Source organism: Nocardia sp. AB354 (assembly GCF_049538315.1).
Taxonomy (GTDB): domain Bacteria; phylum Actinomycetota; class Actinomycetes; order Mycobacteriales; family Mycobacteriaceae; genus Nocardia; species Nocardia nova.
Genome location: NZ_JBMVFU010000027.1, coordinates 54,539 through 67,533, shown reverse-complemented (window position 1 = coordinate 67,533; position 12,995 = coordinate 54,539). Strand labels below are relative to the sequence as shown.

General features: G+C 68.4%; 17 protein-coding genes, 1 tRNA gene and 1 pseudogene. 6 read left to right on the top strand and 13 right to left on the bottom strand.

The window, feature by feature from the left end; genetic code table 11:
- Nucleotides 1-18: 18 nt before the first annotated feature.
- The 5 genes from ACPCUW_RS29505 to ACPCUW_RS29485 all read right to left on the bottom strand — a co-directional run bounded on the left by ACPCUW_RS29505 (nt 19) and on the right by ACPCUW_RS29485 (nt 2,433).
- Nucleotides 19-891 carry a class I SAM-dependent methyltransferase gene (locus ACPCUW_RS29505; RefSeq protein ID WP_218401965.1) on the bottom strand — a complete coding sequence of 291 codons (873 nt, stop codon included), beginning with the start codon at nt 889-891 and terminating at the stop codon, nt 19-21.
- Entirely contained in the window at nt 888-1,229 is a 342-nt protein-coding gene (locus ACPCUW_RS29500) for a VOC family protein (RefSeq protein WP_039784179.1), read from the bottom strand. The genes ACPCUW_RS29505 and ACPCUW_RS29500 overlap by 4 nt, the downstream gene beginning before the upstream one ends.
- 1 nt (nt 1,230) lies before the next feature.
- On the bottom strand, nt 1,231-1,398 hold the full coding sequence (locus ACPCUW_RS29495; protein ID WP_036499828.1) for a CopG family transcriptional regulator: 168 nt from the start codon (nt 1,396-1,398) through the stop codon (nt 1,231-1,233).
- 80 nt (nt 1,399-1,478) lie between these two features.
- Nucleotides 1,479-1,640 carry a hypothetical protein gene (locus ACPCUW_RS29490; RefSeq protein ID WP_169812493.1) on the bottom strand — a complete coding sequence of 54 codons (162 nt, stop codon included), beginning with the start codon at nt 1,638-1,640 and terminating at the stop codon, nt 1,479-1,481.
- Nucleotides 1,641-1,689: 49 nt separating this feature from the next.
- Nucleotides 1,690-2,433 carry an SDR family NAD(P)-dependent oxidoreductase gene (locus ACPCUW_RS29485; protein ID WP_030518469.1) on the bottom strand — a complete coding sequence of 248 codons (744 nt, stop codon included), beginning with the start codon at nt 2,431-2,433 and terminating at the stop codon, nt 1,690-1,692.
- Between the two features lie 204 nt (nt 2,434-2,637).
- Between ACPCUW_RS29485 and ACPCUW_RS29480 the strand changes: the two genes are divergently transcribed.
- The 3 genes from ACPCUW_RS29480 to ACPCUW_RS29470 all read left to right on the top strand — a co-directional run bounded on the left by ACPCUW_RS29480 (nt 2,638) and on the right by ACPCUW_RS29470 (nt 6,385).
- Nucleotides 2,638-3,507: an IclR family transcriptional regulator gene (locus ACPCUW_RS29480; RefSeq protein WP_104362860.1), complete on the top strand. Its 870-nt coding sequence runs from the start codon at nt 2,638-2,640 to the stop codon at nt 3,505-3,507.
- 97 nt (nt 3,508-3,604) lie between these two features.
- On the top strand, nt 3,605-5,260 hold the full coding sequence (locus ACPCUW_RS29475) for a class I adenylate-forming enzyme family protein (protein ID WP_423428463.1): 1,656 nt from the start codon (nt 3,605-3,607) through the stop codon (nt 5,258-5,260).
- Nucleotides 5,261-5,443: 183 nt separating this feature from the next.
- Nucleotides 5,444-6,385 (top strand): hypothetical protein, encoded by a 942-nt coding sequence (locus ACPCUW_RS29470; protein WP_423428462.1) that lies wholly within the window; start codon nt 5,444-5,446, stop codon nt 6,383-6,385.
- Nucleotides 6,386-6,392: 7 nt separating this feature from the next.
- Here ACPCUW_RS29470 and ACPCUW_RS29465 read toward each other — a convergent pair whose 3' ends face one another.
- The 5 genes from ACPCUW_RS29465 to ACPCUW_RS29445 form a co-directional block, all read right to left on the bottom strand.
- The gene (locus tag ACPCUW_RS29465; RefSeq protein ID WP_423428460.1) at nt 6,393-6,572 is read right to left on the bottom strand and encodes a hypothetical protein; all 180 of its coding nucleotides are present in this window, start codon (nt 6,570-6,572) and stop codon (nt 6,393-6,395) included.
- A gap of 9 nt (nt 6,573-6,581) precedes the next feature.
- Entirely contained in the window at nt 6,582-6,893 is a 312-nt protein-coding gene (locus ACPCUW_RS29460) for a DUF3349 domain-containing protein (protein WP_063909229.1), read from the bottom strand.
- 10 nt (nt 6,894-6,903) lie between these two features.
- A complete protein-coding gene (locus ACPCUW_RS29455) occupies nt 6,904-7,203 on the bottom strand; it encodes a hypothetical protein (RefSeq protein ID WP_104406835.1) in 300 nt (99 codons plus the stop codon).
- 5 nt (nt 7,204-7,208) lie between these two features.
- Nucleotides 7,209-8,444: an inorganic phosphate transporter gene (locus ACPCUW_RS29450; protein WP_423428458.1), complete on the bottom strand. Its 1,236-nt coding sequence runs from the start codon at nt 8,442-8,444 to the stop codon at nt 7,209-7,211.
- Nucleotides 8,445-8,633: 189 nt separating this feature from the next.
- A complete protein-coding gene (locus tag ACPCUW_RS29445; RefSeq protein ID WP_030518462.1) occupies nt 8,634-9,086 on the bottom strand; it encodes a hypothetical protein in 453 nt (150 codons plus the stop codon).
- Nucleotides 9,087-9,211: 125 nt separating this feature from the next.
- Here ACPCUW_RS29445 and ACPCUW_RS29440 point away from each other — a divergent pair, with 125 nt between their 5' ends.
- Both ACPCUW_RS29440 and ACPCUW_RS29435 read left to right on the top strand, forming a co-directional pair.
- On the top strand, nt 9,212-9,979 hold the full coding sequence (locus ACPCUW_RS29440; protein ID WP_423428456.1) for a maleylpyruvate isomerase N-terminal domain-containing protein: 768 nt from the start codon (nt 9,212-9,214) through the stop codon (nt 9,977-9,979).
- Nucleotides 9,980-10,102: 123 nt separating this feature from the next.
- Nucleotides 10,103-10,176: transfer RNA gene (locus ACPCUW_RS29435), tRNA-Ile, on the top strand.
- Nucleotides 10,177-10,283: 107 nt separating this feature from the next.
- On the opposite strand, the gene ACPCUW_RS29430 is transcribed toward ACPCUW_RS29435, so the two are convergent.
- Both ACPCUW_RS29430 and ACPCUW_RS29425 read right to left on the bottom strand, forming a co-directional pair.
- The gene (locus tag ACPCUW_RS29430; RefSeq protein ID WP_423428455.1) at nt 10,284-11,087 is read right to left on the bottom strand and encodes an LLM class flavin-dependent oxidoreductase; all 804 of its coding nucleotides are present in this window, start codon (nt 11,085-11,087) and stop codon (nt 10,284-10,286) included.
- 278 nt (nt 11,088-11,365) lie between these two features.
- The gene (locus ACPCUW_RS29425) at nt 11,366-12,028 is read right to left on the bottom strand and encodes a maleylpyruvate isomerase family mycothiol-dependent enzyme (protein WP_423428454.1); all 663 of its coding nucleotides are present in this window, start codon (nt 12,026-12,028) and stop codon (nt 11,366-11,368) included.
- Nucleotides 12,029-12,052: 24 nt separating this feature from the next.
- Here ACPCUW_RS29425 and ACPCUW_RS29420 point away from each other — a divergent pair.
- Nucleotides 12,053-12,322 (top strand): annotated as a pseudogene (locus ACPCUW_RS29420) (MerR family transcriptional regulator); the annotation flags it as partial.
- Between the two features lie 150 nt (nt 12,323-12,472).
- Here the strand turns inward: ACPCUW_RS29420 and ACPCUW_RS29415 are convergent.
- On the bottom strand, nt 12,473-12,892 hold the full coding sequence (locus ACPCUW_RS29415) for a hypothetical protein (protein ID WP_423428453.1): 420 nt from the start codon (nt 12,890-12,892) through the stop codon (nt 12,473-12,475).
- Nucleotides 12,893-12,995 lie beyond the last annotated feature (103 nt).

The window sequence follows — 12,995 nt, the reverse complement described above, 5'->3', positions numbered from 1 at the left end:
GCTCATCGTAGGCGGGGCTCAGGTCGTCGCCACCAGCAACTCCTCGCCATTGGAGGTGCGCAGCCCGTCCGGCCGCCCGGCGAAGTAGCGCGCGTTGAGTTCGTCCGCCGAAATGTGGTGCGCCTGCGCGAAACCGGCCTCCCGGGCCATGGCGACGAGCTGCGCCGGGGCGTAGAAGCTGAGGAACGGCGTGCCCGAGGCCGCCGCACCCGAGACCGCGAACTCCCGGCTCGGCCGATCCTGTTCGTCGAGCAGTTCCAGCGGCGGCTGGAAGGTCATCACGACCGTGGACCCGGGCGCCGTCCGTGCCAGCAGCGACAGCGTTTCGCGGTTGGCCTCGTCGGTGAGATACATGCTCACCCCCAGCGAGGCGACGATAGCGGGCCGGGACGGATCGAAACCGGCCGCGGTCAGGCGCTCCCACCACGAATCCTTCTCGAAATCGACGGGGACCGAACGCAACCACTCCGGGAGGCCGTAACCGGTCTCGGCCAGACGCTGCCGCTTCCACGCCTGCGTCTGCGGCTGATCGACCTCGAAAATCCGGAAACGAGCGGCGATGTCGGGTTTGCGCTGCGGGAACGTCTCCAGTCCGGCGCCCAGCAGCACGTATTGGCCGACCCGCCCGGCCTGTTCGGTGAGCAGATCCTCCACGAATCGCGACCGCACCACGATGCTCGCCCGGAAGCGGCTGGTGCCCACGGGATCCATATCGCCGCGCTCGCGCCAGCCCTCCGGCGGATCGGCCAGACGCAGGCCGATCTCGTCGTCGAGCACATGCGGCGGCGGGTCGAGCCGAACGTGCAGCGCGCGCCACAGCGCAACCCGCACGGCGGTCTGATCGGGCACGGCGGTCTGATCGGGCACCGCACCGGTCCGGGTATCGCTCATCGGTCACCACCGGGAGCCTGCAGCGTCCACACTCGCCCGTCGGGATCACGCACCGTCATCTCGCGGGTTCCGTAATGGGTGTCGGCGAACGGCGAGACCACCTCGACCGGCGCCGGAAAGTCCTGCTCCGCTTCCACTTTCAGCACGACCTGCATTCCCGGTTCGCGATCCGCCGGCACCTCGGCGATGAACAGATACGGACCGTCCCCGTTGCGGAGCTGCCCGGAATTGTGGTCGGTGGCGAATTCCAGTTCGAAGCCCAGCTGCTGGAAGAACTTCGCCGATTTCCCCCAGTTGTGGGTCTCCAGAAAAATCGCCTCGACACCTCTGGCGGCCATCTCACTTCTCCTTCTCACGCGTCGGCGGTTCGGCGCCGAGATACGCCCGCAGCGCCTCGGCCACCAACGCCGACAGCGACATCTCCGATTCGACCGCCCGGTATTTGACCTGCTTGATCAGCTCCACCGGGAGATACACGTTGAACTGCTTGACTTCCTCGGCACCCACGAGAGAACACTAACATGCTAGCAATCTAGATTGCTAGATCGACCGGCCCGCGAATGTCACGAAGTGATCTTCCGAACCGGCTACTCGGACGGCTCCTCGTCCGATCGCGGCGTCCCCGACAGCCGGATCACCCCCGCCTCGAGGTCGAGATCCAGCCGCGGCCGATGCTGCTGCCCGTCGCTGTCACCGCCGCTCTCGTCGGTCAGCTTCTTGCCGGGGAACATCTCACCGAACACGCCCATAACCCCACGATAGCCGCCTGCGCGGCCGCGGGCGGGGACGGAAACGGGCTCAGCGCAGTTTGATCGACCCGCCGTCGACCATCAGGGTCTGGCCGGTCATGTATTTCGCATCCGCGCTGGCCAGGAATACCGCGACCCGGCCGATATCGCTTTCCGGGTCGCCGAAGCGATGCAGCGGGGTGCGCGCGAGCAAGGCCTCCTCGACGCCGGGATTTGCCTCGATATAGGCGGCGACACCCTCGGTCAGCGCCAGCGGCGAGATCACGTTGACATTGATGTCGTCGGCGGCCCATTCGTTGGCGGCGACCCGGCTGATCGCCCGGATCGCCTCCTTCGCCGCCGCGTACGAACCCTGCCGGACCTGCCCCTCCAGCCCCGCGCCGGAGGCGAAGTTGATCACCGAGCCGCGGTTGCGCTTCAGATACGGATAGCAAGCGCGCATCAATCGGAAGGTCGGATAGAAGCCGGTGCCGAAGGACAGGTCGAACATTTCCTGGGTGGTCTCGAGCAGCGGCGCCTGCTTGGAGACGTGGGCGTTGTCGACCAGCACGTGCACCGAGCCGAACCGCTCGACCGCCGCGGCGACGATCAACTCGGCGCTCTCCTCGCGGGTGATGTCGGCGTGCAGATACGCCGCTGCGCCGGCCAGCTCCCGTTCCAGCTCACGTCCGGCCTCGTCGTTGATGTCGACGAACAGGATCTCGGCGCCTTCCTTCGCGAAGGCGCGCACGATTCCCCGGCCGATGCCGCCCGCACCACCGGTGACGATCGCAACCTTTCCTTCGAGCCGCACACCCACTCCTCTCGCTCCGGAAAAATTCCACGCTGTCAGGTCCGCGGATTCGGGTCGGGCGCCGTTCCGGTCAGCGGGATACCGGACGAACGGGATGGACCGCCATCGCGCAGTGTGTCTGCCGTCACTACACTCGGGCTTCAATTCCGGTTCTCGCCCAGATTCGACGGGCAGGATGGAAGTGACTCACGATCGGAGGCATCGATGCCACTGGCCACATCGGCACCCCGCCCCCTGCCGCCGTCGATGGTGGAGCGGATGACGCTCATTCTCGACATGTTCGAGCACCGGTCGACGCGGCTGAGCCTCGTGGAGATCTGCACACACAGCGGGCTCCCGCGCTCGACCGCGCATCGCATCCTCGACCAGCTGGTGAAACTGCACTGGCTCGAGCACACCCCCTCGGGCTACTGCCTGGGCCGCCGTTCACTCGGGCTCGGTGGCTACGACGGCCGGCACGGCGAGATCCGCGAGGCGGCGGCCGAGCACCTGCACGAACTGCAGCTACGGACCGGACTCGTGGTGCACCTGGCGGCTCTCGAAGGCGCCGACGAGGTGTTCCTGGACAAACTCGGCGGCCCGTTCGCGCGCACGCTGGAATCGCATGTGGGGCGCCGCAGTTTCGCCCACCTCACCACCGGCGGCCGCGCCATGCTGGCCTGGCTGCCGCCGGAGGAAGTGGAGGCACTGCTCGGCAAGCAGCTGTCGAATCCGGTCCAGGGCCGAGGCTGGGATGTGCCGAGCCTGCATCGCGAATTGAACCGGATCCGCCGCAATCGCGGGCTGTCGTTCGACCGCGGCGAATACACCAACGCGATGGTGGGCCGGGTACTTCCCAGCGTGGCCGCCGCGATCCGGGGTCCGCAGGGTCCGCTGGCCGCGATCTGCCTGTGCGGGGAAACGAACTTCGCGACGATGGAGCGTCTCGCCCCGCTGGTCGCGGAGGCGGCCGCGCGCACCTCGCGCGCGCTGGCCGCCGAGTCCCGCGGGCGACGTCATGTCCCGGCCGGCCGGCGCGCACAGGCGGTCCGGACGAACGGGCGCTCGCTCGCCGCCTCGCCGAGCCGCGCCTAGGCGGCCGCGGGTCTCGCTGAGCGGAAACGCCGGCATATGCCGGCGGCGGGCGTGACACAGTGCGGTGGTTGTGATGCTCCACACAGAAGGACCGCCCATGACCACCACGTCCATGCCCGATATCGCCGCCGTCATGCGCGAGCTGACCGGTCCGGGCGGCAGATTCGAGCTCGTCGAGGAGGAGGTTCTCGGCGCTCGCATGCCGGTGCTGCGGCACCGTCGCCGCGCGGTCGCCGAACTGCTCGCCGACTCGGTGCGCTTCGGTGACCGGGACTATCTCGTCACCGAGGATCGTCGGATGAGCTATCGCGAACACGCCGCCGCGGCCGCCGCGCTGGCCGCCGCGCTGCGGGAGGAGTACGGCGTGGGGCGCGGTGATCGGGTCGCGATCCTGGCCGCGAACACCGTCGAATGGGTGATCACCTTCTGGGCGGCGCAGAGCCTCGGCGCGATCGCCGTCGGGCTCAACGGGTGGTGGGTGCCGCGCGAGATCGAGTACGGACTGGCGTTGACCGAACCGGCCGTGGTGGTCGTGGACGCGAAGCGGGCGAAGCTGCTCGCCGATATCGACACCGCCGCCGCGGTGGTGACCATGGACGAGGATCTGCCGCGTCTGATCGCCGCCCACGCCGGCGCCGAACCCACAGTCCCCGACGTGGCGGAGGACGATCCCGCCGTCATCCTGTTCACCAGCGGCACCAGCGGAAAACCCAAGGCGGCCTTGCATTCCCAGCGTAATCTGCTCGCGGTGACCGGCTATTTCGAGTACACCGACGCACTGGCCGCCGCGTTCACCGGAAAGCCCCTGGAACCCGGCGCGCCGCTGGATCTGCGCTGCCTGCTGACCTCTCCCCTGTTCCACATCGCCAGCCTGCACAATCTGGTGGTGCCGCGGCTGGCCACCGGCAGCGCGGTGATCATGCCGCAGGGCGGTTTCGACGCCGACCGGATTCTGCGCCTGATCGAGAAGGAGCGGGTGACCAACTGGGGTGCGGTGCCCACCATGGCCTCCCGGCTTCTCGAACACGGCGATATCGGACGCTATGACACCTCCTCGCTCACCGCCTTCGCCCTCGCGTCGGCGCCGTCGTCACCGGCGTTCAAACAACGTCTGCGCGAAGAGGTTCCGTTCGCCGCCGACGCCTTGGTGGACAGCTACGGCCTCACCGAATGCAGTACCGCGGTCGCCGTCGCCACCCCCGCCGACCTCGCCGAATCCCCCGGGACGCTGGGCCGGCCGATCATCAGCGTGGCACTCGAGATCCGCGACGGCGACGGGACACCCGTTCCGGAGGGCGTCGAAGGTGAGGTTTACGTCCGCAGCCCGTTCGTCATGCTGGGTTACTGGCGCAATCCCGAAGCCACCGCGGCGGCGATCGATGCCGAGCGCTGGTTGCGCACGGGCGATTTCGGCGTGATGGAACAAGGTCGCCTGCGCCTGACCGGCCGCCGATCGGATCTTATTCTGCGCGGCGGCGAGAACATCTACCCGGTCGAGATCGAGCAGTGCCTCGACGAACACCCCGATGTCGTGGAATGCGCCGTCGTCGGTGAACCGCACCCCGATCTCGGGCAGCAGGTGGCGGCCGTCGTCGTTCTCATCGAGGGGTCCACGGCGTCGGAGGCGGATCTGCGCGAATTCGCCCGCGAACGGCTGGCGTATTTCAAGGTGCCCGAACGGTGGCGGATCACCTCGGATCCGTTGCCGCGCAACATCACCGGCAAGCTGATCCGGTCCGGGATCACGGTCTGACACAGGGGTTTCGAGGTGTCGTCCGGCGCCCGCGACTCGATCCGGTGCCGATATTGCCGAATGTACGCCACGCCGGGCTCTACACTGGTGCGGACCTGATTGCCCTGTGTCACAGAGTGAGTGGTGCGCATGCCTCCGGATCCCGACCAGATGACGGCGGCGTTCGAACGATTATCGGCCCGAATGACGGTGCTGCAGGCCGGAATGCTGCTGGCACCGACGATGCACGAACAGGGTGCCGCCCGGTACGGCCGCATTGTCGCGGCGCAGCTGGCGGCACTCACGATCCGCGGACATGTCGATGTGCATGTCGGTAACGACGGATTCGAGGGCGCGGATTCGCTGCGAGCGGTCCTGCTGCCCGGCCCGCCCGAACCGGTGGCCGCCGAGGAGCGGCAGTTGTTGCGGCATCTGTTCGGCAACGGCTACTCCGTGCGCATCGCCGCCTGCACCGACGGGCCGGGCTGGGATCGGCTGAACGCGACGGTGCGCCGCGAGTTGATCGGCAACGGTTTCGGCTGGGCCAAACCCGATCGATACCGGGCGCTGCGCACGATGGTCCGGCTGCGCCGGCGCATGCTCGATTACGCGGCACAGCGACCGGCGTGGCAGGACAACGAGGCGCTGCACCGCGCGGGCTATCCCTACGCGGTGCTGTTCGCCGTCGACACCGGTCCGGGCCCGCATTGGCCGGGACCGGAGGAAGGCTCGCAGGCGCAGCTGTCCCTGCCGTGGAATCTGCCGCAGGCCTGCGCGCACGCAGTCCGCGATTCCGGCGAGATCGCCTACAGCGCGCCACCGGTAGGCACCGAGGAACGGCTGGCCGAAGTCGAGCAGCTGCTGATCGCCATGGATTCCCATTCGCAGGGGGTGCGGTACCACCATGTGATCGAGGCCGAGCGACTGCACCGCTTGATCGACGATTACCGCTGGCGCTACAGCTTTCACACGCTGACCACCTCTCCTCGCCCCGAGCTGCTGCGGGCCGCACTGCTGGATCTGGTGCGCGAAACCGAAACCGTGCGCGCGTATGTGCGGCCCGGAGTGCCGGGTCACGAAGAGGCCGTGCTGGTTTCGATGTACGCGGTGCGGCTGTCGGATCTCGTCCTGGACCGCACGCCGTGACCCGAGGTCAGGAGCCGACCACGTCGCGGGCGCGGCCGACGAGCAGCGGATCGGCGGGAGCGACGATGTCGGGTGAGTTCTGCAATTTGAGCAGTTCGATCTGCAGCAGGCGTTTGTCGGTCTCGTAGGTGTCGGTCAGGTCGACGGCGGACTCGAGGTCGGCGACGGCACTGAGATCGCGCTGCATTTCCACCCTTCAGTCGTGGAATCCGGTGAGCGGCCAGCCACCGGCGGCGAGCTTCGCCGCGACCTGGCGCAGATCGTCCTCGCTCGGTTCGCAGCGGGTCACTTCCACGATCGCCGCCTCGACCTGCTCGCGATCGACGACGTCGGGCCGGCCCGCCAGCAGCAGGCCGAGAATCCGGTCGAGTTCGTCCTTGTTCAGTTGCTTCTTCAGCAGCGCGAGCAGCGGGAAGTAGTCCTTCGGTGGGACGCCGTCCGGGTAGCCGGCGCGCAGCCAATCCAGGATCTGCGCGAGCAAGCCCTCGTCGTTGGTCCTCGAATTCACCTGTGTACTCCTACTTCTCGACCAGGGTCGGATAGATGTGCTCGAAGCTGACCGCCTTGCCGAAACCGGACGCGACGATGATCGTGATGCCGACGGCGATCGCGGCGATCACGACGGCGAAGACCACAACGGCCACCGCGGCGCCGAACGGATTGGGCCGGTGGACGGTTCCGTCGGCCGACTCGTGTCCGTTGGCGACCGCGAGACCGCGCACGCCGACGGCGAACAGCGCGGGCAGACCGGCGCCCAGCACGATGCCGACGAGCAGAATCTTCCAGACCGATTCGAGAACGAGCTTTATCGTTTCCATGGTTCTCAGACCTTCGCGATCGTGTCCGCGGGAGCGACCGGCTCGTCCCATTCGGCGTTGACGTTGGTGTGGTCGACCTTCTGCGCTTGGGCGCGCCGGTACATGCAGACCGAGAGCGCGCACAGGATCGCGAAGGCGATCAGCGGGCCCAGCAGGGTCGGGATCTTCGCCGCGAGCACCCACATCACCGCGCCCACCACGGCGGCGGCCGGCAGAGTGATGACCCACGCCGCCACCATGCGCAGCGCGATGTTCCAGCGCACCTGCGCACCGGGCTTGCCGACACCGGAACCCAGGATCGAGCCGGTGGCGACGTGGGTGGTCGAGAGCGCGAAGCCCAGGTGGCTGGAGGCGAGAATGATTGTCGCCGAGGAGGCTTCGGCCGCCATCCCCTGCGGCGAACTGATCTCGACCAGTCCCTTGCCGAGCGTGCGAATGATGCGCCAGCCGCCGATATAGGTGCCCAGGGCGATGGCGGCGGCGCACGCGAACTTCACCCACAGCGGCACATTGTCGGTTTCGTGCCAGGCGAGGGGGCCGGTCGACTGCGGATCCGAGGCGCTGTAGCCGATCAGCGCCAGGGTGATCACGCCCATCGTCTTCTGGGCGTCGTTGGTCCCGTGCGCGAGCGAGACCAGGGAGGCGGTGCCGATCTGCCCCCACCGGAACCCGGCCTCGGTGAACCGTTCGCCGATACCGACCACGATCTTGAAGATCAGGAAGGTGCCGACCGCGGCCACGATGCCCGCGATCACCGGTGAGAACAGCGCGGGCATGATCACCTTGCCCACCACCCCGTCGATCTTGCCGTGCCCGATCCACACCACGCCTGCACCGGAAGCGATTGCGGCGCCGATCAATCCGCCGAACAGCGCATGCGAACTCGAGCTCGGCAGGCCCACCAGCCAGGTCAGCAGATTCCAGATGATGCCGCCGATCAGTCCCGCCATCACGATGATCAGCAGGGCCCGCCCGTGATCCGCGGTGAACTCGGCTTTCGGTGTCCCGTCCTGGTTCTGGATCTTGACCACCGCGTTGGTGACCGTCAACGCGACCTCCACCGACAAGAACGCACCGACCAGATTCAGCAGCGCCGAAAGGGTCACCGCGGTCGTGGGTTTGAGGGCACCCGTCGCGATGGACGTCGCCATCGCATTCCCCGTGTCGTGAAAACCGTTGGTGAAGTCGAAGGCAAGCGCCGTGACGATCACCAGCAGCAGGATGATCAGTTCGCTGTTCACTCTCGTGATGGTGCGGTGTGCAGGCCTCGCCCACAATCCCCTGCCGATTTTCGACAACGCCGCCTAGCTGGGCGTTTCATCGACGTCGGGCAGAGGTTCATCGAAAGTTCCCGATGGAATCGTCTGCCTGCCACTCGCCGGAATCGGCGGGGCCTCCGGTGAACTGATCGCCCTGGGGGATCTGCGGCGCTAGGCGGCGACGATGGCCTCGGCTACCAGGCGGAGATCCGGCACCGCGCCCCGCGGTTCACGCACCCAGGTCCGGCGCGGGTTGCCAGGGGTAGGGAGCGCGATCAACGCGCCGGGACCGGTCTGGGTGACGAAGCAGCGGAACAGGTCCAGCGACCACCACCCCGCGCCCTCACCACAACGGGGATTCTCGGCCAGAAACGACCACACGCACCGGTCCCCCACCCCGACCCGCATCACCGGCACCGCCAGATCACCGAGTATGCCGAGCACCGAAGCGCCCCGCTCGGCGGGTGTCATCACCGCACACAGGCGCCCCGACCGCATGACCAGCGCCCCGATCCGTTGTTCGTACCAGGTGTCACCGAATATCTCCCGATATCGCGACTGCGCGGGCGCAATGCACGGAGTGGTCTGTTCGGTTACCTGCTCGCTCGCGTAGATGGCTGTCATCAGCCGATCCTCCAGCCCGTTCGCTATCGGACTGTGGCGGTGGAGTGACAGACGTGCTACAGAACAGCGGGACCGCCCGGCACAGTTCGGTGGGGGCCGAAGGGTTTCGCTTCTACTCTCCCGGCATGAGTTCAGCTGTGCAGCAGAGTCGTGAGGCCGAGGCATTCCTCGAGGCGCGCCGGGCCATCGCTCCGGAGGTGGTCAGCGCGAGTGCGGGGTGGACGGCGCATGAGGTTACCGCGCATCTCGTGGCCGGGGCCGTCGAGATCAGCCGGCATCTGGAGCCGTATCTGAACGGTGATCCGGTGCCCGCCACGCGCGGGTTCGAGGAGCGGGAGGCGCCGTTTCGGGCGATGAGCGACCCGGAATTGATGCGACGGCTGGAACTCGAGGAGCAGCGGTTGCGGGGGCTGCTCGGGGATGTTCTGGCCGCCGACCCCGACGCGGTCGCCCCGTGGACCCGCCGGACCATGCCCGTGGCGATGTTCCTGCCGCATCTGCGCAGCGAGTTCGCCGTCCACCGCTGGGACATCACCGGGGACGACGGCGTCGGCGACGAACTCCTCGCCCAGCCCGAACTCACCGCCCACGCCGTGCGCGCGCTCGGCCCGATGCTGCTGGCGTCGGGCGTGCGCCGCGATCCGTCTCCGGATGAGAATTTCGACGTGCGGCTGCGCTCACCGGGGGCGCCCGATATCCGGCTGTCGGTCGAATCCGGTTGCGCTGCACTGAGTTCGGTCGAGGACGCAGCCGACGCCCCCGGGCTCGAGCTGGACGCCGCGGCCCGCCTCCTCGTCCTGTGGGGACGCCGTCCCGAGCCCCGCACCCGCGTCCGCAGCACCCTCACTCCCGCCCAACTCACCAGGCTGCACGCGCTGCTCGCCGGCTACTGACACGAAAGGACGAAACCGCCCTCGCGCCATCCCCTTTCACCACCAGACGCCACCCGCCCGAGCCCAACTAGGCCGTCGCACCCCCGACCCGGTAGCATCCCCCACGCGCGTGCAGCGCGGCGAGGGGCGGTAGCTCAGTCGGTTAGAGCCGCGGACTCATAATCCGCTGGTCGTGGGTTCGAGCCCCACCCGCCCCACAATCTCTCTCACCAGCGGAATCGCCTAACCGTAGAGTCGGGCCGAGACAGCACAGCGCTCGATGAGCCGTGTACTTCATCGTGCTGATCCGAGGGCCGCCACCCGACTACCGCCCCGCGAGTTCGGCGACGACCGGGGCGATCCGGTCGGCCATGTCGGCGCCGAAGACGAAATAGGAGAAGCCGATCTCTTCCCGGCGTCGTTGGATTTCCTCGAGGGCGGCGGCCGGATCATCCGGGAGTACGTTCAGCGCGTCCGCCGCGCGCAAGGCGGCCGGGTCGGTGTCGGGGGATGCCATATACGGCGCGACGGTATCGCCGACCACGGGCACGGCGAGTGCGAGCTCGAGATCGCCGGTGGTGCGGAAGTCGCGGGCCAGGCGTTCGACCTCACTTCGAGGCTGGTCCCCCAGCGCGAAGGTGACCGTGTCGGCGACCTCGGCCGCCAGCGCTCGGGCCTTGGGCCCGAGGACGGCCATCGCCACCGGGGTGTGACGGTCGGGGCCGTCGAGATCGCGCAGCGCCTTCACCGTCTCACGCACCTCGGCCAGCCGCTCGCTCGGCGGGAGGACGGGCAGCCCTTTGTCGCGCAGCTCGTCCTCGATACCCGGCCTGCCGGTGCCGATGCCCATCTCGAAGCGGCCCTCGGTCAGCAGCGACAGCGAATGCGCTTCCCACGCCGTCTGCCAGGGCGGGCGCAGCGGAGAGGCGTACACCCAGGTGCCCACGCGCAGGTCGGTCAGGGCCGCGGCGGCGGCCAGCATGGGCCCGGGAGCCGGTTGCGTGAGCGGGAAGTCGGGCACCAGCACCGTCGAGTATCCGCTGCCGGCGATGCGGCGCACGCGATCTCGCCACGTCGGCACATCGGTCGTGAGCGGGGCGACGACCCCGAAGCGAAACGGTCTCGTCATGGCTGAACTCCTGTCGGTCGGTGCGTTCGAAGGCGTCGGCGCGTTCGAAAACATGGACGGCGGATCCCCGCGAAATTCATCGGCGCGGCCGGAAAGCGTCCGGCCATGCACCGACCACGTCGCGGGGTGGGCGACGATGAGCGGATCGGTCGGACTGGCGAGGTTCTCCATCCGTATACCTCAGCTGTCGCCCACCAACTGCGGTGCGTAATCTTCGGTGGGCCAAGCATTCTCGCAAGAGGCGGGAGGGAAACCCGCCGCCGTCCGAGCCGAGGGAACTATCGCCGCCCCGCCCGCCTCGCGATCAACTGCGCCGCGCCCTCGCCGGTGAGCCGGTCGAGGGCCGGCGCGCGGCCGGTGATGAGCAGCAGCAGGTCGGCGGCGGCCCCCTCGACGACCAGTCCGGCGCCGGCGGTCCATCGGCAGTCGGAGGCCACGAGGCGGTAACTCCCGAACTTCGTGCGGGCATGGAACGGAAAGCCACCGTTCCATACGCGATCGAGGGCCGATCGCGCTGCGGGTACCGGCATTTCGCGGGGGATGCCGAGCGGGATCGCGATGTCCTGGCCGTGTACGAGCAGATCCATCAGGCGGTCGACGGGCGTCGTGCCGACGGGTGTGCGCCGAACGCCGATACTGTCGTGCAGGTCGGCGAGCAACCGGGTCGTGGTCCGGCGGTCGGCGTGGCGGATGGCGCTGTCGCGGACCATTCGATCGAAGTCGCCTCGGGCTCGGATCAGATGGAACAGGATCGTCCCGAGGCCGGAATCCGCCGACAGGATCAGGTGTGCGACCACATCGCGAACCCGCCAGCCCGCACACAACGAAGGCTGCTCCCAACCACTCTCGGGCAGGGCCCGCAACAGTTCGACCAGGCTCGCGCGCTCGGCGGCGACGGCCTGCCAGACCTGCTCGGTATCGATCGATGTCTTTCCAGCCATTGTCGGAACTCCTCAGGGTGATCGGTGTTGCCGTACCGTAGGAGTTCCAGCCGGGTGGAGGTTCCAGCAACTGTGACCCACAACACACGTCGCGATGGTCTGATCACCATCGGAGAGCTGTCCGAACGCACCGGCGTCCCGGTCCGCACCATCCGCTTCTATTGCGACGAAGGGGTACTGGACGCGCACCGCAGCGCGGTCGGGCATCGACTGTTCGATCCGGCGACGGCGGTGGATCACCTGCAGCTCGTGCGCCGGCTGCGCACGCTCGGCCTCGGGTTGCAGGCGATCACGGCCGTACTCACCGGCACCACCTCGATCGCCGACGCCGTCGCCGCCGAAAGAGCCACGCTCGACGCCGAATTGGAGGCACTGACCTGGCGCCGGGCCGTGCTGGCGGCGGTCGAGGACGCCTCGCCCGGCCGGCGCGCCGCGCGGCTGGAACTACTGGCCGCCGTCGGCGACGGCCGGCGCGCCCGCGACGATCTGGTCGCGTTCTGGCGCCGAGTGCTCACCCCGATCGCACCGGAGACGTTCGACGGTTTCGTCGCCATGAACATTCCGGCCCCGCCCGCCGATCCGACGCCCCGGCAAGTCGTCGCCTACGCCGAGCTCGCCACCGCGGTGACCGATCCGCGCCTGACCGCCGCGATGACACAACAGCTCTGGCGGCACGACCCCACGAATATCCGCGACAAACGCGCACTGCTGTCCGGCGTCGCCGAAGTCTGCGAAATCGTGGACCCGCTCGTCGCGACGCGCGTGGAACCACGGCTGGGCGCGGAACTCGACCGGTTTCTCGCCGCCCACGCCGCCGCCCGGCGCGTCCGCCCCACGGCCGAGTTCCGGCGCCGGCTGCTCCACGGCGCCGACGACAACGATCCGCGCATCCGCCGGTACTGGACGCTCACCGCCGAAATCACCGGTACGACCACCACCGGCGCGGCGCAGGACTGGCTGTACCGGG